Here is a 17,336-nt window from a genome sequence, read left to right on the forward strand (position 1 = left end):
GAACAATGCAAACGAAAAAAGTTAAAAAATTAAACGAACTGAACTTCTTTGACTTTGATGCCATTAAACTCGGTATCGCCAGTCCGGAACAGATTTTGGCTTGGTCTTTCGGCGAAGTCAAAAAACCCGAAACCATTAACTACCGCACCTTGAAACCGGAGCGCGACGGTCTGTTCTGCGAACGCATTTTCGGCCCCACCAAGGACTACGAATGCGCCTGCGGTAAGTACCGCTGGGTAAAATTTAAAGGGATTAAGTGCGACCGCTGCGGTGTGGAAATTACCGAAAGCAAAGTCCGCCGCGAACGTATGGGCCATATTGAATTGGCCGTACCGGTGGCGCACGTCTGGTTTTTGAGAAAGAACCCCTCCCGCATCGGTATTATGCTGGATATGCGCACGAGCGATTTGGAACGTGTGGTTTATTACGCCGCGTATGTGGTTATTGAAGACTGCATTGACAGCGTAACGGGCCGTGTGGACTTCAAAAAAGGCACCTTGCTTTCCGACGTACAGGTGCGCGAAGCCCGCAAAAAACACGGTTCCCGCTTGAAAGTGGATATCGGCGCCCCGGCTATTAAAACCTTGCTGGAAGGCATTGATTTTGATAAAGAAATTCCCGCTCTGCACGAACAATTAAAGAACACGCAGAGCGAAATGGAACGCACCAAACTCATCCGCCGCATTAAAACGATGGAAGAGTTTAAGGAAAGCGGCAACCGCCCCGAGTGGATGATTTTGAGCGTCCTGCCCGTCATCCCGCCGGATTTGCGCCCGCTCGTTCCGCTTGACGGCGGCCGTTTTGCGGCTTCCGACTTGAACGATTTGTATCGCCGTATTATCAACCGCAACAACCGCTTGAAACACATTGAATCCCTGCGCGCGCCGGAAGTAATGATTTACAACGAAAAGCGCCTCTTGCAGGAAGCGGTGGACGCGTTAATTGAAAACGGCGCCCGCGGTAAAGTGTTTATCGGCCCCGGCGGCAGACCTCTTAAATCTCTGTCCGACAGCATTAAAGGTAAACACGGCCGCTTCCGCCAAAACTTGCTCGGTAAACGTGTGGACTATTCCGGCCGCTCCGTAATTGTCGTCGGCCCGAACTTGAAGATCCACCAGTGCGGCTTGCCGAAATTGATGGCGTTGGAACTCTTCAAACCCTTTATCATCGGCGAATTGATGAAAAAAGAAGGCGTAACGCTGAAATCCGCCAAAAAGATGTTGGAAAGAGTCCGCCCCGAAATTTGGGATATTTTGGAAAAGGTAACCAAGAGCCACCCGGTGATGTTAAACCGTGCTCCTACCTTGCACCGCTTGGGTATTCAGGCGTTTGAACCGGTATTGATTGAAGGTAAAGCCATCCAGTTGCACCCGCTTACCTGCGCCGCCTTCAACGCTGACTTTGACGGTGACCAGATGGCCGTACACGTGCCGCTTTCTTTGGAAGCGCAAATGGAAGCCAGAACCTTGATGTTGGCTTCTAACAACATTTTGTCCCCGGCGTCCGGTAAACCGATTGCCGCTCCGTCCCACGATATGGTCTTGGGCGTAAGTTTCTTGACCAAGATTAAAGACGGCGACATCGGCGAAGGTTCTATCTTCGGCAGCAAAGAAGATGCCTTGGTTGCTTTGGAATACGGCAAACTTTCTTACCACGCCAAAATCAAAGTGCGCGGTATTAACGCTATCCCGGAACCCGGTTTGGACGGCAAAGACGAAAAAGACGCCTCCAAATGGAAAGATTATACTTCCGTGGGCCGCATTATTTTCAACCAGGCTATGCCGAAAGGTTGGGAATACATTAACAAAACGGTCGGCAAAAAAGAATTGGCCGCCTTGGTTGATGAATGCTACAAGAGCAAAAAGTATGGCCGCTACGAAGCCGTACAACTCTTGGATAAGATTATGAAGATGGGTTATCACTACGCCACCTTGTCCGGCTTGTCCATCTCCATTGCGGATATGACGATTCCGTCCGCCAAGCAGAAATACATTGACGAAGCCAAGAAAAAGGTCAAAGAAATTCAGGCCCAGGCCGAAGCCGGTATCATCACGGAAGGCGAACGCTATAACAAAGTTATTGATATCTGGACCCGCGTTACGGACGATGTAGCCAACGAACTCTTCAAAGAAATGAAGAAATTTGAAGAAGGCAAATACGATCCGACCAATAAGGAACACAGCGGCCAGCGCTTTAACGCCGTCTATTTGATGGCTGATTCCGGCGCCCGCGGTTCCCGCCAGCAGGTCCGCCAGTTGGCCGGTATGCGCGGTTTGATGGCTAAACCGCAGAAGAAACTGACCGGTGGTCAGGGCGAAATTATTGAAAACCCGATTACCGCCAACTTCCGCGAAGGCTTGTCCGTATTGGAATACTTTATTTCCACGCACGGTGGTCGTAAAGGTTTGTCCGATACGGCTTTGAAAACGGCCGACGCCGGTTATTTAACCCGCCGCTTGGTGGACGTTGCCCACAATGTAGTGGTAACGGAAGAAGACTGCGGCACCCATAACGGGATTGTGGTTAAATCCTTGATGAGCGGTGAAGAAATGGTGGAACCCATTGAAGAACGTATTTTGGGCCGCACCAGTTTGGAAGATGTCGTGGTGAAGGTAAAACGCGCCGACGGCACCGAAGAAGAAAAGACCATCATCAAAGAAGGCGATTTGATTACCTTGGAACAGAGCAAATTGGTCAAAAAATATGGCGTGGAATCTGTACGCATCCGCTCCGTGCTGACCTGCGAAGCCCCGTTTGGCGTATGCTCCAAATGCTACGGCTTGCAGTTGGCCACTTCTGCCAAGAGCAACCCCGGCGACTCGGTGGGTATTATTGCCGCCCAGTCCATCGGCGAACCTGGTACGCAGTTGACGTTGCGTACGTTCCACATCGGTGGTACGGCGTCGCGCGTATTGTCCCGCAGCCAGGCGGTTGCCGAAATTGACGGTAAAGTAACCTTTAAAGATATGAAGGTTATTACGAACCGTTACGATAATAAAATTTGTATTTCCAGAAACGGCTCTATCTTTGTTGAGGCCGGAAATGGTACAATAAAAGAATACAAGATTCAGTACGGTGCTTCCGTGTACACCACGGATAAAGCGACCGTGAAGAAAGGTTCTTTGCTCGCGGAATGGGACCCGCACTCTATCCCGGTGCTGGCCGAAGCGAACGGTACTGTAAAGTTGACCGACGTAATTGAAGGTATTACTTTGCAGGAAGAACGCAACAAAGTAACCGGCGTAATTGAACGCAAAATTACCGCGAGCCGTATGGGCAAAAAGAACCCGCGCATCAGCATTGAAGGCAAAGACAAGAAAGTAAACTTGCCGCTGCCTATTGATACAATCCTGATGGTGGAAAACGGTGAAGAAGTGGAACCCGGCGACGTGCTTGCCAAAATCGGGCGCGAAGCGGGCGGTACCAAAGATATCACCGGCGGTTTGCCCAGAATCGCGGAGTTGTTTGAAGCCAGACGCCCCCGCAACCCGGCAATTATTTCCGAGTTTGAGGGTATCGTAAGCCTGGAAACATCTCCCAAAGGTTTGATTGAGGTTGTCGTGCGGAACGAAGAGACCAACCAGGTCAAGCAGTACAGCATCCCGCAAGGCAAACACCTCGTAGTATATGAAGGCGATCACGTTGGCGTGGGCGAAGCCCTTACCGACGGCGCCATTGACCCTCACGACGTGCTGCGCGTGAAGGGCGAAAAAGAAGCGCAAGAGTTCCTGTTAAACGCCATCCAAGAAGTGTACCGCTTGCAGGGCGTTACAATTAACGACAGACATATTGAGGTTATTGTCCGTCAGATGTTGGGGAACGTGAAAATTCTGGATGCGGGCGACACCCACTTCCTCAAAGGCGAAATTTTAAGCCGCGCAAGTTGGCTTAGAGAAAACGCCAAGATGAAGGCCGAAGGCAAACGCTTAGCCGACGCTGAAACCATTTTGCTTGGTATCAGCAAAGCGTCCCTCGCTTCCGAATCGTTTATTTCCGCGGCCTCGTTCCAAGAGACGACGAAAGTCCTTACGGACGCGGCTATTACGGGCCAGGTGGACGAATTGCAAGGCCTGAAAGAAAACGTAATTGTAGGCCATTTGATCCCGGCGGGTACAGGTATTTCCGCCAGACAAATTGCCCAAGAGTTTGAACAAAAACGCAAAGAAACAGGAGAGAAGTAATAATGCCGACAGTAAATCAATTAGTGAAATACGGACGGGCGAAAGAAATTCACAGAACGAAATCCCCGGCGTTGCAAGCCTGCCCCCAGAGAAGAGGCGTTTGCACCCGTGTTTATACCACGACCCCTAAAAAACCGAACTCTGCTTTGAGAAAGGTGGCCCGTGTAAAACTTACTTCCAAAGTGGAAGTAACCGCTTATATTCCCGGTGTGGGACATAACCTCCAAGAACACTCCATCGTGCTCGTGCGCGGTGGCCGTGTGAAAGACTTGCCGGGTGTGCGCTATCACATCATCCGCGGCGCGCTGGACGCTTCCGGCGTGGAAAACAGAAAACAAGGCCGCTCTCTTTACGGCGTAAAGAGACCCAAAGCCGGTAAATAATTTTTAGGAGTTGAATAAAGAATATGCCGAGAAAAGGTTTAAGACCCAGAGACAGAAGACCGCAGCCCGCGCCGGATTATAAATATAATTCCGTGCTCGTGTCCCGGTTCATTAACAAATTGAATTTTGCAGGCAAAACCTCCACCGCCGAACGCTTGTTGGACGATGCGATGGCTATCATTGCCGAAAAAACCAAAGAAAACGCGCTTGATGTCTTCAATAAATGCATTGAAAACGTCCGCCCGCTCGTGGAAGTGAAAGCCCGCCGCGTGGGTGGTGCCAACTATCAGGTACCGACCGAAGTAAAACCCTTGCGCAGCACCTCCTTGGCTATGAGATGGCTCATCGGCGCCGCGCAGAGCCGCAAAGGCCGCCCGATGGCTGAAAAATTGGCCGAAGAAATTATGTTGGGCGCCAAAAAAGAAGGCACCGCTTTCAAAAAACGCGAAGACGTGCATAAAATGGCCGAAGCCAACCGCGCTTTCGCTCACTTTAAATGGTAATTTGGAATTAAGTTATGGCTGAATTCAAAACCTATCCGATTGATAAAATCAGAAACATTGGTATTATTGCCCACATTGACGCGGGTAAGACGACCACTTCCGAACGCATCCTGTACTATACGGGTAAAGTGCACAAAATCGGCGAAACGCACGATGGTGCTTCCGTAACCGACTGGATGGAACAGGAAAGAGAAAGAGGCATCACCATTACCTCCGCCGCTATTTACTGCGTGTGGAAAGACTGCCAACTCAACATCATTGACACCCCCGGCCACGTGGACTTCACGGCCGAGGTGGAACGCTCCTTGCGTGTGTTGGACGGCGCCGTCTGCTGCTTTGACGGTGTACAGGGTGTAGAACCCCAGTCTGAAACGGTATGGCGCCAGGCCGATAAATACCACGTTCCCCGTATTGCTTATATTAACAAAATGGACCGCATCGGCGCGGACTTTATCCGCTCTGCCAACTCCATTAAGGAAAAATTGGGCGGTAACGCCTGCCCGATTCAGTTGCCTATCGGCGCCGAAGATAAATTCGTCGGCATCGTGGACTTGGTAAAGATGAAAGGTGTCATTTGGGACGGCGACCACAACGGAGCCACTTTTAACGAAGTGGAAATTCCGGCTGACCTCGTAGATGCCGCCAAAAAAGCCCATACGGAAATGATTGAAAAACTCGCCGATTTTGATGAAGAAATTATGGAACGCTACTTAAACGGCGAAACGGACTTTACGGTTGAAGAAATCAAAAAAGCCATCCGCAAAGGTACGCTTACGGGTAAATTCTTCCCGGTTATCTGCGGTTCTTCCTATAAAAACAAAGGCGTACAGCCGCTTTTGGACTGCGTGAACGATTATCTACCCTCTCCTGTGGACGTTCCGCCGGTAAAAGGAATCAACCCCGATACGGGCGAAGAAGTACACCGCAAAGCCTCCAACAACGAACCCTTCTGCGGTCTTATTTTTAAAGTTCAGACGGATCCCTTTGTGGGTAAACTCAGTTTCTTCCGCATTTATTCCGGTACCTTGAAGGCCGGTGATACGGTCTTGTTCCCGGGCAAAAACGCTACGGAACGTATCGGCCGTATGATGCGTATGATGGCTGATAAACGCGAGGAAGTAAAAGAACTTGGCGCCGGCGAAATTGCCGCCACCGTGGCTATTAAAAACTCCCGCGTGGGTCAAACGATTTGCTCCCCCGAACACCCGATTGTGTTGGAAAGCATTACGTTCCCCGAACCGGTAATTTCCATTGCCGTGGAACCGAAATCCAAAGCCGACGAAGAAAAGATGTCCAACGCCTTGGCGCGCTTGGCCGAAGAAGACCAGACGTTCCGCGTCCGCACCGACGAAGAAACGGGCCAGACCGTTATTTCCGGTATGGGCGAACTCCACTTGGATATTATTGTGGACCGTATGAAACGCGAATTTAACGTGCAAGCCAATGTTGGCGCGCCGCAAGTAGCGTATCGCGAAACCATTACCAAAACCGTTGAACAGGAAACCAAGTTCGTACGCCAGTCCGGTGGTCGCGGTCAATACGGGCACGTATTCCTCCGCTTGGAACCGCAGGAAAAAGGCAAAGGCTTTGAATTTGTCAACGAAATTACCCAGGGCCGTATTCCGAAAGAATACATCCCGGCTATTGAAAAAGGCTGCCGCGAAGCGCTGGACTCTGGTGCGATCGCCGGTTACCCCTTGGTGGACATTAAAGTGGCCGTGTTTGACGGTTCGTTCCACGAAGTGGACTCCTCCGAAATGGCCTTTAAGATTGCCGCTTCTATGGCCTTGAAGGACGGCGCGAAGAAAGCCAACCCGATTATTCTGGAACCTATTATGAAGGTAGAAGTTGTGGCTCCGGAAGCCAACTTGGGTGATATTATCGGCGATTTGAGTTCCCGCCGCGGTCAGATTGGCGAAATGGGTGTCAGAGGCAACGTACGCTATGTACGCGCCGAAGTACCGCTCGCCGAAATGTTCGGTTACGCCACGAACGTACGCTCCCTGTCCCAGGGCCGCGCTTCGTTCACTATGGAACCGAGCCACTATGCCGAGGTGCCGGCTAACGTCGCAAAAGCGATTATTGAAAAACGCACCGCGGAAAAAGTGGCCGCTTAATAACCATTTTCCCCTGTGCCTAGACTTTCTGGGCGCAGGGGTTGCATCTTTCACATAAGGAGTGTAAACAATGGCAAAGGAAAAATTTTCCCGCAGCAAACCGCACGTGAACGTGGGTACGATTGGGCACGTGGACCACGGTAAGACGACGCTCACGACGGCAATCACGAAAGTATTGTCCAAAGAAGGCAAAGCCAAAGCGATGGCTTACAGCGATATTGCGAAGGGCGGTGTAGTGCGCGACGCTTCCAAGATCGTAACGGTAGCGGTCTCTCACGTAGAATACGAAACGGACAAGAGACACTACGCTCACATTGACTGCCCCGGCCACGCTGACTATATTAAGAATATGATCACGGGTGCGGCGCAGATGGACGGCGCTATCTTGGTGGTATCCGCTGTTGACGGCCCGATGCCGCAGACCCGCGAACACGTATTGTTGGCCAAACAGGTAAACGTACCGAAATTGGTTGTGTTCTTGAACAAAGTAGATTTGGTAGATGACCCGGAAATGTTGGATTTGGTAGAAGAAGAAATCCGCGACTTACTGGGCAAATATGAATTTGACCGCGATAACACGCCGATCATCCGTGGTTCTGCTTTGAAAGCCATTGAAGGCGACCAGAGCGAATTGGGTGAACCCTCTATCCACCGCTTGATGGACGCTTTGGATAGCTGGATTCCTGAACCGAAACGCGATACGGATAAACCGTTCTTGATGGCTGTGGAAGACGTATTTTCCATCACTGGCCGCGGTACGGTAGCGACCGGTAGAATTGAACGCGGTAAGGTACACGTGGGTGATCCGTTGGAAATCATCGGTTTCCGCGACACGTTGAACACGGTAGCGACCGGTATTGAAATGTTCCGCAAACTCTTGGACGAAGGTATCGCTGGCGACAACGTAGGTATTTTGTTGCGCGGTATTGACAAGAACCAAGTGGAAAGAGGCCAGGTATTGGCTGCTCCCAAAACGGTACATCCGCACAAACACTTTATGGGGCAAGTGTATATTTTGAAGAAGGAAGAAGGCGGACGCCATACTCCGTTGACTCCTGGTTATAAACCGCAGTTCTATTTGAGAACGACGGACGTAACGGGTGAATTGTCCTTCAAACAAGATATGATTATGCCCGGTGATAACGCCGAAATTGAAGTGAAATTGATTACGCCTGTGGCAATGGAAGAAGGCTTGCGCTTTGCAATCCGCGAAGGCGGCCATACGGTAGGCGCTGGCGTTGTAACCAAAATTATTGAGTAGTAAAATTGTTTAGTTCACTGTGGCGGGGGCATTTAACTATGCCCCCGCAGATAGTGTGAACAGCAATATTTTTAGAGATTTGTTCTCTCTTTTAAGGATAATAAGATGGCTAACGAAAGAATTACGATCGCGCTGGTTTGCACCGAATGCAAAAACAAAAACTATTACCAAGTGCGCGGCAAAAAGAAAGAATACAAGTTGGAAGTCAACAAGTTCTGCAAAAAATGCGGAAAGAGCACCAAGCATAAAGAAGGCAAAGCCTAAGATTTTTTGTGGGAGCGTCGGTTAACTGGTAAACCACCGGTCTCCAAAACCGGGACTGAAGGTTCGAGTCCTTCCGCTCCTGCCAGGTTTTATATCAAGGAAACGGATATTTATGAATAAAGCAATCAATTTTCTCAAACAATCTGTTGGCGAATTGAGAAAATCCACCTGGCTTTCCAGACAGGAAGTGGTCCAATCCACTATCCTCGTTATGATTGTAGTGGCGTTGGTGTCTGCGTATGTCGGCGTCATTGACTTTGGCCTGACCAAAGTGTTGGGCGCAGTAGTCGGGGGTCGCTAATGGAAGAAAAAGCGTGGTACGTCGTGCACACCCAAACGGGGCACGAGGACAAAGTAAGAGAAAAAATCCTGCTTAATATTGACATCCAGGGCTTTGGGGACCGCGTTTTTCAGGTCCTGGTTCCCACCGAAGAAGTTGTTGAAGTCAAACAAAACAAGAAAATTTTACGCAAACGGAAATTTTTCCCTGGTTATGTGCTGGTACAGATGTTAATGACCAGCGAAGCATATTGGTTTATTAAGAATATTACGGGCGTAACCGGTTTCTTGGGTGATCCGAACCCCGTTCCGCTGCCGGAAGAAGAAATTGCCGGTATCGTAGAACTGACGGACAACCCCTCCGGCAAACCCAAACACGTGGTGGAATTTGAACGCGGCGAAAGCGTTCGCATTACGGAAGGCCCGTTCAAGCATTTCATCGGTGAAGTGGAAGAAGTCAACGAGCAGAAGAACAAACTTAAAGTTATGGTTACGGTCTTTGACCGCAAAACCCCGGTGGAAGTGGACTTCTTGCAAGTAGAAAAGAACTAGATTTTACCGCAGTAAAGCAGTAAAAAATACGGAGTAACAACAAAATGGCAAAAGAGAAAAAAATTAAAGGTTACATCAAATTGCAGATTCCTGCTGGCGCCGCTAACCCGGCTCCGCCCGTGGGTCCGGCTTTGGGCCAGCACGGCGTGAACATTATGGAATTTTGCAAACAATTCAACGCCAAGACGGCTAAAATGGAAAAAGGTATTAAGATCCCGGTCATCATCACCGTTTATGAAGACCGCTCCTTCACCTTCATCACCAAGATGCCGCCTATGGCTGTGCTGATTATCAAAGAATTGGGCCTCGCCAAAGGTTCCGGCGCTCCCCACAAAGATAAAGTCGGCAAGATTACCCAAGCCCAGTGCGAAAAAATCGCCGCGCAGAAACTGCCCGATTTGAACACGAAAGACATTAAACAGGCCGCCGAAATGGTAAAAGGCACCTGCCGCAGTATGGGTGTGGACGTAGTAAAATAAATTTAAACTGAGGGAGGGCGAAAACGCCCGTTAAAACCTAAGGAGTATTTAAGATGGGAAAAAGATTGGAAGCCGCACAAAAGACGTACGACAAGTCCAAAGTTTACACGATGGCGGAAGGCGCTCAAATCGTAAAAGATAACGCCAAAGCCAAATTTGACGAAACCGTTGAAATCCACGTGAAACTTGGTATTGATACCAAAAAAGCCGACCAGCAGGTCCGCACCACCGTCGCCTTGCCGCACGGTACGGGCAAGACCAAACGCATTGCCGTTATCGCCAAAGGCGAACACGCGCAAGAAGCCCAACAGGCCGGCGCCGACAGAGTCGGTTGTGAAGACATTGTGGACGAAGTGCTCAAAGGCAAAATTGACTTTGACGTACTCGTTGCCACCCCGGACACGATGAGAGACTTGGCCAAAGCCGCCAAAATCTTGGGTCCGCGCGGTCTTATGCCGAACCCGAAGAGTGGCACCGTAACCTTTGACTTGGCTAACACCATCAAAGCGTTGAAAGCGGGCCGCATTGAGTTCAAGGCCGATGCGTACGGTATTGTGCACGCCATCATTGGCAAAGCGTCTTTTGACGCCGCCAAACTGGCCGAAAACGCCAAAGCGGTAATGGATACCATCCTCCGCGTGAAACCCAGCACCTCCAAAGGTGTGTATGTGCAGAGCGTATCGCTCAGTTCTACTATGGGACCCGGCGTATTTGTCAGTTACAAATAAGTTCTCTTTTGCACACGAAAACCCCGCAACTTTTTCGGTTGCGGGGTTTTTTGTGCCCTATTTGGCGGACAATTTGCTATTATCTTTTTATAATATAAAAAAGCCGTACGTGGGAGAACCTTATGAAACCTCTTGTACTCCGTACTCTTTGTATTTTTACGATTTGTTTGGCGTCTCAAACCTTGTTTGCCCAAGGAAAACCTGTCCGCAAGGGGCCCGGTGCGCTTACCAAAATAGCCAAAGCGGCGCGCCCCAAAGTGCCCAACCGGACTTTTTCGTTTCCCAATTTGGAAAAACTACTCGTCCAACGGGAGTTACGTACGCGCCAAGCCCTGGAAAAATTGTCGCTGTCGCAGCCCTTGCTTTTGCCGGATGAAATGCCTGCTGTTTCCGTCAGTGGTTGGCCGTGGAAACGCGACCCGTTGGGGCCGTATGTGGAACTCCCGTTTTTTAAGCGTTTATCGCCCGAAGCCCAGCGTAATTATTTCTTGGCGGCCAATAACCGCGCTATCGCCACGCTGTGGAAACAACGCACGGCCTTGTTTAAGGCCTTAAAAGCCCGGGAAAACGATTTTTTAACGCAAAAGGTATCCGAACCTATCGCAAATCCCTTTGCGCAAATGGCGGCCCAAATTGGGCCAGAAATCAAACAGGTAATGTTGGGCGAAATCCACGACTACATTTGGTTACAGCCGGGCATAGGCACCTTTTTGGAAGCCCTGCGGGCCAAATATCCCAACCGCAAAATGGTGTTGGCAACGGAGTTTTTGCCGCGGGGTAAAAAGAATATGCTTTCCGCGCGCGAGTGGATGAGCAAAGCCAACCCGGAATACGAAGCTTTGTTTAAAACCGCCACCCGCGTGGGCATCCGCATTAAAGGGCTGGAAAGCAGTTATGTTTTTTATCATACTCCGCCGCAAATGGAGGTCCCCGGCGTAACCCCGGAAGAGGAGGTAAATATGTGGAGTACACCCGAGGGGATGCGTGTGCGCAATGTGGATTGGGCCAAGGCCATAGCCGAATACCGCCAAGAAGAGCCGGATGCCCTGTTTATTGTTTATGCTGGGGCGGACCATTTGGATTATTCCAAACTCTCTTCGCTTGCCCGCCGTTTCCCGCGGGAGGAAACCTTTATCGGTATGGTTTTCCCGTATGTATTGGACGAAGGGCAAATAATGACGTGCGACCTGGTGGACGAGGCCTTGCCCGCTTTAAATACAGTAAAATACCTCTCGTGGCCGTCCAAAGAGTTGCGGAACTTGGCCGGGTTTGATGTGCGTATCAAATTGCCGGAGCCGGCCAAACAGGAAGCAAAATGAAGCGGTTACTTGTATTTCTCTTTTTGTTCTGTTGCGCAAGCGCAGTTTGGACGCAGGTAAGCGTGCTGACGGTTACCGACGAGGACAAACACACGACAAAGGAAGATTTTTACCATACCTTTGAGTATTTTATCAAACCGGCTGGCGGCGGACAGCAAGCCAAGTGCCAGGCTACGCGCATTGGGCGGCGGTGGTTCGCCACGGCGGCGCATTGTGTGGCGCAAACCTGCCAGAACGGTTGCACTATTCAAATGGACTTATTGGAGCGCCCCGTATCCGCTTTGGCAAAAGTCTCGCACACGGCTAAAAAGCCTGCGGTGTTTATTCACCCGGGGTATTCGTCTAAGGTGTTTGTCAAAAATGATTTTGCCCTTATCCGTTTGGACCTAGACCGTGCTCCCCTTACTTATTATCGCCACGCTACCAAAAAACAGCCGTATAACCGTGCGATAACAGAGGCGCAATTTTCCGCCTATTTGGAGCAAAACCGCAAAGCAAAAAGCCAGTTTGCTCATATCAAAAGCCCCGAACTGCCGCCTTTGGTATTATTTGATAATTTTAATGCCATTATTGATCGCAAAATTTCCGTTATTTCTATTTTTGACGGTGTGCGCAAAATAGCGCCCGACCCTTATGCCGTGCATTATGTAAAAGCGTTGGGGTTTGCTTACACCAAGAACTTTGGCATCCGCAAAGGGATGAGTGGCTCGGGCGTAATGACCAATACCGGGGAATTAATCGGTATTGTGTCCGGCAATATGACCTCCTCTTACTGGGCGAAAACAAAAAATGGCAAAAAGGTGCCTGCTACGGAAGAGTTATTTATGTTCCCTGTATTTAATGCCGATGTAGCCGCTTTTATGGAACAGTCAATGGGGAGCGATTATTATAAATTAAGTTGGAAGGACGCCTATCCGTCCTTTGTGCGTAAATCCCGGCGCAATTATGCTTCTGTGATAGATTCCGTCAATTATATTAACAAACAAAACACAAGCATTAGCAGGCCGCCACTCAATGCGCTAGGTAGCGATTAATTAAGCGACACTCCTTGTAGTGTTGCACGCTAACGCAGCAACCTTTGGAAAAAGTTTTTCTGCCTAATAAAAACCCCCGTTTTAAACGGGGGCTTTTAAAACTAATTATTCTTGGCTTCGCGCTTGGCCTTTCGGCGGGCGTTACGCTTGTCCAAGCGTTCCTGCTTGGTGGTGCGGCGTTTGTAGCCGACGTGCTCAGGCGTGGTCGGGGCTTCGTTGTCAAAGTCGCCGTTCCACTCAAATTCCCGTCCGCCCACTACTAGGGAATCTCCGTCCTGCACCCCGTATTTAAGGAGCGCTTTTTCCAGACCGATTTTTTTGAAGATTCCACGCAAACGCGCAATGGCTTCTGGTTGGTTGAAGTTTGTCATAGCGATAAACTCTTCCACCTTTTTGCCCGTAATGTGGATGACGTCCTCTTCGTCGCGGGAAATGGCGAAAATCGGCTCCACCCGGTGCGTGGCCGCGGCTTTTTTCACCTCTACCGGGGCTTCCACGGGCGTAGCGGCCAAGATTTTGACCACTTCGTCCAACACCTTGTTTACGCCCTCACCCGTTGCGGCGGACATCAGCATTACTTTGTGCTTTTTAAATTTCTTTTTAATCGTTTCGTATGCTTTTTGCGCTTCGGGCAAATCCATTTTGTTCACCACGATAATGCGCGGTTTGGAAAACAGGTTTTTATCAAAGGTTTTCAGTTCGTTTTCAATTACTTTTACCGATTTTTCCGCGTTCATCCCGTTAAAGCCCGTCGGGTCCACCAAGTGGAGCAGTACGCGGGTGCGCTCAATATGCTTTAAAAATTGCGTTCCCAACCCTTTGCCCTCGCTGGCGCCCTCAATAATACCCGGGATATCGGCGGTGGCAAAACTGAGCCCTTTGTGCAAGGTAATGCCCAAGTTGGGATTTAAGGTGGTAAACGGATAATCCGCAATGCGCGGGCGCGCGGCGGAAATGCGGCTTAAAAAGGTGCTTTTGCCTGCATTGGGGAATCCGACTAATCCCAAATCCGCCAAAACTTTGAGTTCCAAAAACAGCGTAACTTCTTCGCCCGGCTGGCCGTTTTCGGCAATGTGCGGGGCGGTGTTGTTGCGGGTTTTAAAGGATTGGTTTCCGCGGCCGCCCATACCGCCTTTGGCGACGGTAAATTGCTGCCCGGCTTCGGTCAAATCCACAAGCACTTGGCCGTCTTTTTTAACAATCGTGCCGCACGGCACGCGGACGATTTTATCTTCTCCGGCTCGGCCCGTTTTGTTGTACGTGCCGCCCTTTTCGCCGTTTTGGGCTTCAATATGCGGGTTATACGCCAGTTCCAGAAGCGTGGTTAAGTTGGGGTCGGCCTGCAAAATAATGTCGCCCCCTTTGCCGCCGCAACCGCCGTTCGGGCCGCCGAACTCAATGAATTTTTCGCGGCGGAAAGATAAGCAGCCGTCCCCGCCTTTGCCGGCGGTGAGGTAAATTTTAACACGGTCTAAAAAACTTCCGGATTGCATAAATTCGTCCTTTCTACACTTAAATCGGTTTTGGCCGGAAACCAAATTAATATTCGGTTTGGGCCAGCAGTTTTTTGGACAAACGGCGTTTCGCCTTGGTGCGTGCCCTTTTTACCTTGGCCCGCGCAGGCGACTTGGTGCAGGTGTAAACCCACTCGTCTTGCGAAACGTGCAGTTCGTCCTTCTTCATATCTTTATTGTATCATACGGGGGATATTTTTGCCCCCCGCTTAAATGTACTACAAAAAAAGCGGCAGGAGTTATCCTGCCGCTTTTTAAACTGTGAAGCGCTTATTTGGCCGCGTCGGCTTTTTTGGCCTTGGCGGGAGCCTTTTTCGCAGCCGGTTTCTTGGCGGCGGGCTTTTTGGCGGCTTTTACAGCCGGTTTTTTAGCGGGCTCTTTGGCTTCTTTGGTTTCCGCAACTTTCGGGTACACGGAAATTTGCTTTTTGCCTCTCGTTACCCATTCAAAAGTAACAATGCCGGCGACGCGGGCAAAAAGGCTGTCATCGCTGCTTCTAGAAACGTTGGTACCGGGCAAGAATTTGGTACCGCGTTGGCGGACGATGATTTCCCCAGCGTTTACAAACTGGGAGCCGTAGCGTTTAATACCTAAACGCTGGCCGTGGCTGTCTCTTCCGTTGGAGGAAGAACCTTGTGCTTTTGTATGTGCCATAGTTTAGTCTCCCAAGTTATGCTAACTGGATATCCGTAATTTTGATTTGCGTTAAATCCTGTCTGTGGCCGATGGTTCTTTCGTAACCTTTTTTCGGTCTCTTTTTGAAAACGAGGATTTTCGGACCTCTCAAATGTTTGACCACTTGAGCGGTGACCTTGGCCGTGTTACCGGCTTTGGCATCTGCCGAGGTACCTTCTTCGTTAGCGGCCCAGAGGACTTTCAAGTCCACATTGGCGCCTACTTCCGCGTCCAGTTTTTCAACCTGCAGATTTTGACCGGGCTTAACCCAGTACTGTTTTCCACCAGTTTCAATAATTGCGTACATAAGTTTATTATACCAAATAAAGAGACACCTCTCCCGTCCCCTTTGCCTTGCGGCGCGGGGCCAAAAGGGCGTTCTCCCTTAATTTGTATATATATTATAACATAAATTTGGCGCTTATGGCGGAGGCGTTATTTTCGGCAGACGTGCAGGCAGAGTGCAAATTTAATAAAATATAAAAAAGAGATTTAAGGACTATGCCTACTAAAATGAAAGAAGATTATTATCAAATCCTCGGTATTGAGCGTACCGCCACCGAGGTAGAAATTAAGTCTGCGTTCCGGCGCCAGGCGATGAAGTACCACCCGGACAGAAACCCGGGCAATAAAGAAGCCGAGGAACAATTTAAAAAAGTAAACGAAGCGTTTTCCGTCTTGTCCGACCCGCAAAAAAAGCAAATGTATGACCAATACGGCCACGAGGGCGTATCGGGCGCGGGCGGTTTTGGCGGATTTAATGCCGGGGGCTTTGGGGATATTAACGATATCTTCGGCTCTGTTTTCGGCGATATGTTTGGCGGGGCTTTTGGCGGCGGACGCCGCGGGGCTCCGCGTGCACAACGGGGGGAAGATTTAAAATTAGACGTTACCCTGACGTTGGAGGAAGCCTTTGCAGGCAAAGAAGTTCCCGTGGATTATACCCGCCTGGATAACTGCGCCGAGTGCGACGGTTCCGGTGCGGCCCCGGGTTCTGCGCGCAAAACTTGCCGCTCCTGTAACGGTACGGGTACGGTAACGTATTCGCAGGGATTTTTCAGTATGCGCCAAGTGTGCCCCGATTGTGGCGGCAAAGGTACGGTGGTTGAAAAGCCGTGTGCCGCCTGCAAAGGTAGCGGCACCAAACGCGTAAAGGAACATATTACGGTTAAAATTCCTTCCGGTGTGCGCACGGGTGTAACATTGCGCGTGTCCAATGGGGGCGATATCGGCACCAACGGCGGCGGATTTGGCGATTTGTATGTAGAAGTCCACGTGAAAGAGCATAAAATCTTTAAACGTGCGGGCGATGACTTGCTGATTGATGCGCCGATTACTTATCCGCAGGCAGTATTGGGCGGAAGCATTAAAGTACCGACGATTGAGGGCAAGGAAATTGAGGTTACAATTCCCAAGGGCACGCAGTTCGGCTCTGTGATTAAAGTACAGGGCAACGGGATGCCGCGCTTGGGTAAAAAGGGCTTTGGGGATTTGCTTGTCAATGTAAAAATTGAGGTAATCAAAAAGCCGACGGCCCGCCAAAAGGAACTGTTGGAAGAACTCGCCAAGGAAACGGGTGGCAAAAAGAGTTTCCTCAAAGAGTTATTTTCGTAAGGTATTATAAAAACAAAAGAAGCGGTCCGCCGAAAATAGGCAGGCCGCTTTTTTGTGATAACAACGGACAAAAGGGCCCAAAGTTGTTATAATAATTTTGTTGCAAAGCGGGTTTAAAAGCCCGTTACAATTTAATTCTGTTTTTGGAACCGTATGTGGAATACGGTGCGCTGCTTGGATACAAGCGGCATAGTTAGGATCCAAAAACAGTCGTTTTAGGCACAACGTGCGCGAGCCGATCCCTCGCGTGCGCTGTGCCGAGTGCTTTCTGCCATATTTTTATATGGCAGAAGGCCACGGCTGTTATTATTTGGGTTATCCTAACTAGCCCGGTAGTAACAGCCGTTTTTTATGGGCATTTTCTCCAAAGGCAGAACAAGGAGAAAATAATGAAAGGATTTATGAATACTTTATTGTCATTCCAGGGCCCGCA

17 protein-coding genes and 1 tRNA gene are annotated in these 17,336 nt (G+C 49.9%); 14 read left to right on the forward strand and 4 right to left on the reverse strand.

Annotated elements, in window-relative coordinates:
• Positions 1-5: 5 nt before the first annotated feature.
• The 13 genes from rpoC (at position 6) to B2118_RS00245 (ending at position 13,100) form a co-directional block, all read left to right on the forward strand.
• On the forward strand, positions 6-4,181 hold the full coding sequence (rpoC, locus tag B2118_RS00185; RefSeq protein ID WP_428052266.1) for a DNA-directed RNA polymerase subunit beta': 4,176 nt from the start codon (positions 6-8) through the stop codon (positions 4,179-4,181).
• Positions 4,182-4,183: 2 nt separating this feature from the next.
• Positions 4,184-4,564 (forward strand): 30S ribosomal protein S12, encoded by a 381-nt coding sequence (rpsL, locus tag B2118_RS00190; RefSeq protein ID WP_176778129.1) that lies wholly within the window; start codon positions 4,184-4,186, stop codon positions 4,562-4,564.
• 23 nt (positions 4,565-4,587) lie between these two features.
• The gene (rpsG, locus tag B2118_RS00195) at positions 4,588-5,067 is read left to right on the forward strand and encodes a 30S ribosomal protein S7 (RefSeq protein ID WP_177745965.1); all 480 of its coding nucleotides are present in this window, start codon (positions 4,588-4,590) and stop codon (positions 5,065-5,067) included.
• A gap of 14 nt (positions 5,068-5,081) precedes the next feature.
• Positions 5,082-7,184, forward strand: a complete 2,103-nt coding sequence (fusA, locus tag B2118_RS00200) for an elongation factor G (protein WP_428052268.1) — start codon at positions 5,082-5,084, stop codon at positions 7,182-7,184.
• A gap of 70 nt (positions 7,185-7,254) precedes the next feature.
• Positions 7,255-8,445, forward strand: a complete 1,191-nt coding sequence (gene tuf / locus B2118_RS00205) for an elongation factor Tu (protein ID WP_428052270.1) — start codon at positions 7,255-7,257, stop codon at positions 8,443-8,445.
• 105 nt (positions 8,446-8,550) lie between these two features.
• Positions 8,551-8,709, forward strand: coding sequence for a 50S ribosomal protein L33 (rpmG, locus tag B2118_RS00210; protein WP_177746420.1), 159 nt, complete (start codon positions 8,551-8,553; stop codon positions 8,707-8,709).
• A gap of 10 nt (positions 8,710-8,719) precedes the next feature.
• Positions 8,720-8,794 (forward strand) — tRNA-Trp (locus B2118_RS00215).
• Positions 8,795-8,821: 27 nt separating this feature from the next.
• Positions 8,822-9,010, forward strand: coding sequence for a preprotein translocase subunit SecE (secE, locus tag B2118_RS00220; protein ID WP_177746423.1), 189 nt, complete (start codon positions 8,822-8,824; stop codon positions 9,008-9,010).
• Positions 9,010-9,540 carry a transcription termination/antitermination protein NusG gene (gene nusG, locus B2118_RS00225; RefSeq protein WP_177746425.1) on the forward strand — a complete coding sequence of 177 codons (531 nt, stop codon included), beginning with the start codon at positions 9,010-9,012 and terminating at the stop codon, positions 9,538-9,540. Before secE ends, nusG begins: the two co-directional genes overlap by 1 nt.
• Before the next feature lie 44 nt (positions 9,541-9,584).
• Positions 9,585-10,019 (forward strand): 50S ribosomal protein L11, encoded by a 435-nt coding sequence (rplK, locus tag B2118_RS00230; RefSeq protein WP_087289383.1) that lies wholly within the window; start codon positions 9,585-9,587, stop codon positions 10,017-10,019.
• A gap of 53 nt (positions 10,020-10,072) precedes the next feature.
• The gene (rplA, locus tag B2118_RS00235) at positions 10,073-10,747 is read left to right on the forward strand and encodes a 50S ribosomal protein L1 (protein WP_428052272.1); all 675 of its coding nucleotides are present in this window, start codon (positions 10,073-10,075) and stop codon (positions 10,745-10,747) included.
• Positions 10,748-10,869: 122 nt separating this feature from the next.
• On the forward strand, positions 10,870-12,066 hold the full coding sequence (locus B2118_RS00240; RefSeq protein WP_428052274.1) for a hypothetical protein: 1,197 nt from the start codon (positions 10,870-10,872) through the stop codon (positions 12,064-12,066).
• Entirely contained in the window at positions 12,063-13,100 is a 1,038-nt protein-coding gene (locus tag B2118_RS00245; protein ID WP_428052276.1) for a trypsin-like serine protease, read from the forward strand. Before B2118_RS00240 ends, B2118_RS00245 begins: the two co-directional genes overlap by 4 nt.
• A gap of 101 nt (positions 13,101-13,201) precedes the next feature.
• Here the strand turns inward: B2118_RS00245 and obgE are convergent, their stop codons facing one another.
• From obgE to rplU, 4 genes are all read right to left on the reverse strand, one after another.
• A complete protein-coding gene (gene obgE, locus B2118_RS00250) occupies positions 13,202-14,593 on the reverse strand; it encodes a GTPase ObgE (RefSeq protein ID WP_428052278.1) in 1,392 nt (463 codons plus the stop codon).
• A 46-nt stretch (positions 14,594-14,639) separates the two neighbouring features.
• Complete coding sequence (locus B2118_RS00255) at positions 14,640-14,783, reverse strand: hypothetical protein (protein ID WP_177746441.1); 144 nt, start codon at positions 14,781-14,783, stop codon at positions 14,640-14,642.
• Positions 14,784-14,884: 101 nt separating this feature from the next.
• A complete protein-coding gene (rpmA, locus tag B2118_RS00260; protein WP_428052280.1) occupies positions 14,885-15,268 on the reverse strand; it encodes a 50S ribosomal protein L27 in 384 nt (127 codons plus the stop codon).
• A gap of 16 nt (positions 15,269-15,284) precedes the next feature.
• Positions 15,285-15,596 (reverse strand): 50S ribosomal protein L21, encoded by a 312-nt coding sequence (gene rplU / locus B2118_RS00265; RefSeq protein ID WP_177746445.1) that lies wholly within the window; start codon positions 15,594-15,596, stop codon positions 15,285-15,287.
• A gap of 194 nt (positions 15,597-15,790) precedes the next feature.
• On the opposite strand from rplU, the gene dnaJ reads away from it, so the two are divergent.
• Complete coding sequence (gene dnaJ / locus B2118_RS00270; RefSeq protein WP_428052282.1) at positions 15,791-16,903, forward strand: molecular chaperone DnaJ; 1,113 nt, start codon at positions 15,791-15,793, stop codon at positions 16,901-16,903.
• Positions 16,904-17,336: the final 433 nt, after the last annotated feature.

Source organism: Candidatus Avelusimicrobium stercoris (assembly GCF_002437085.1).
Classification (GTDB): domain Bacteria; phylum Elusimicrobiota; class Elusimicrobia; order Elusimicrobiales; family Elusimicrobiaceae; genus Avelusimicrobium; species Avelusimicrobium stercoris.

Bases quoted from the DNA above. Each gene is read 5' to 3' on its own strand.
- dnaJ (WP_428052282.1), top strand. From the start codon at position 15,791: ATGCCTACTAAAATGAAAGAAGATTATTATCAAATCCTCGGTATTGAG.
- rpsG (WP_177745965.1), top strand. From the start codon at position 4,588: ATGCCGAGAAAAGGTTTAAGACCCAGAGACAGAAGACCGCAGCCCGCG.
- rpmA (WP_428052280.1), bottom strand. From the start codon at position 15,268: ATGGCACATACAAAAGCACAAGGTTCTTCCTCCAACGGAAGAGACAGC.
- B2118_RS00245 (WP_428052276.1), top strand. From the start codon at position 12,063: ATGAAGCGGTTACTTGTATTTCTCTTTTTGTTCTGTTGCGCAAGCGCA.
- rpmG (WP_177746420.1), top strand. From the start codon at position 8,551: ATGGCTAACGAAAGAATTACGATCGCGCTGGTTTGCACCGAATGCAAA.
- rpsL (WP_176778129.1), top strand. From the start codon at position 4,184: ATGCCGACAGTAAATCAATTAGTGAAATACGGACGGGCGAAAGAAATT.
- B2118_RS00240 (WP_428052274.1), top strand. From the start codon at position 10,870: ATGAAACCTCTTGTACTCCGTACTCTTTGTATTTTTACGATTTGTTTG.
- rplK (WP_087289383.1), top strand. From the start codon at position 9,585: ATGGCAAAAGAGAAAAAAATTAAAGGTTACATCAAATTGCAGATTCCT.
- nusG (WP_177746425.1), top strand. From the start codon at position 9,010: ATGGAAGAAAAAGCGTGGTACGTCGTGCACACCCAAACGGGGCACGAG.
- rpoC (WP_428052266.1), top strand. From the start codon at position 6: ATGCAAACGAAAAAAGTTAAAAAATTAAACGAACTGAACTTCTTTGAC.
- rplA (WP_428052272.1), top strand. From the start codon at position 10,073: ATGGGAAAAAGATTGGAAGCCGCACAAAAGACGTACGACAAGTCCAAA.
- rplU (WP_177746445.1), bottom strand. From the start codon at position 15,596: ATGTACGCAATTATTGAAACTGGTGGAAAACAGTACTGGGTTAAGCCC.
- tuf (WP_428052270.1), top strand. From the start codon at position 7,255: ATGGCAAAGGAAAAATTTTCCCGCAGCAAACCGCACGTGAACGTGGGT.
- fusA (WP_428052268.1), top strand. From the start codon at position 5,082: ATGGCTGAATTCAAAACCTATCCGATTGATAAAATCAGAAACATTGGT.
- obgE (WP_428052278.1), bottom strand. From the start codon at position 14,593: ATGCAATCCGGAAGTTTTTTAGACCGTGTTAAAATTTACCTCACCGCC.
- B2118_RS00255 (WP_177746441.1), bottom strand. From the start codon at position 14,783: ATGAAGAAGGACGAACTGCACGTTTCGCAAGACGAGTGGGTTTACACC.
- secE (WP_177746423.1), top strand. From the start codon at position 8,822: ATGAATAAAGCAATCAATTTTCTCAAACAATCTGTTGGCGAATTGAGA.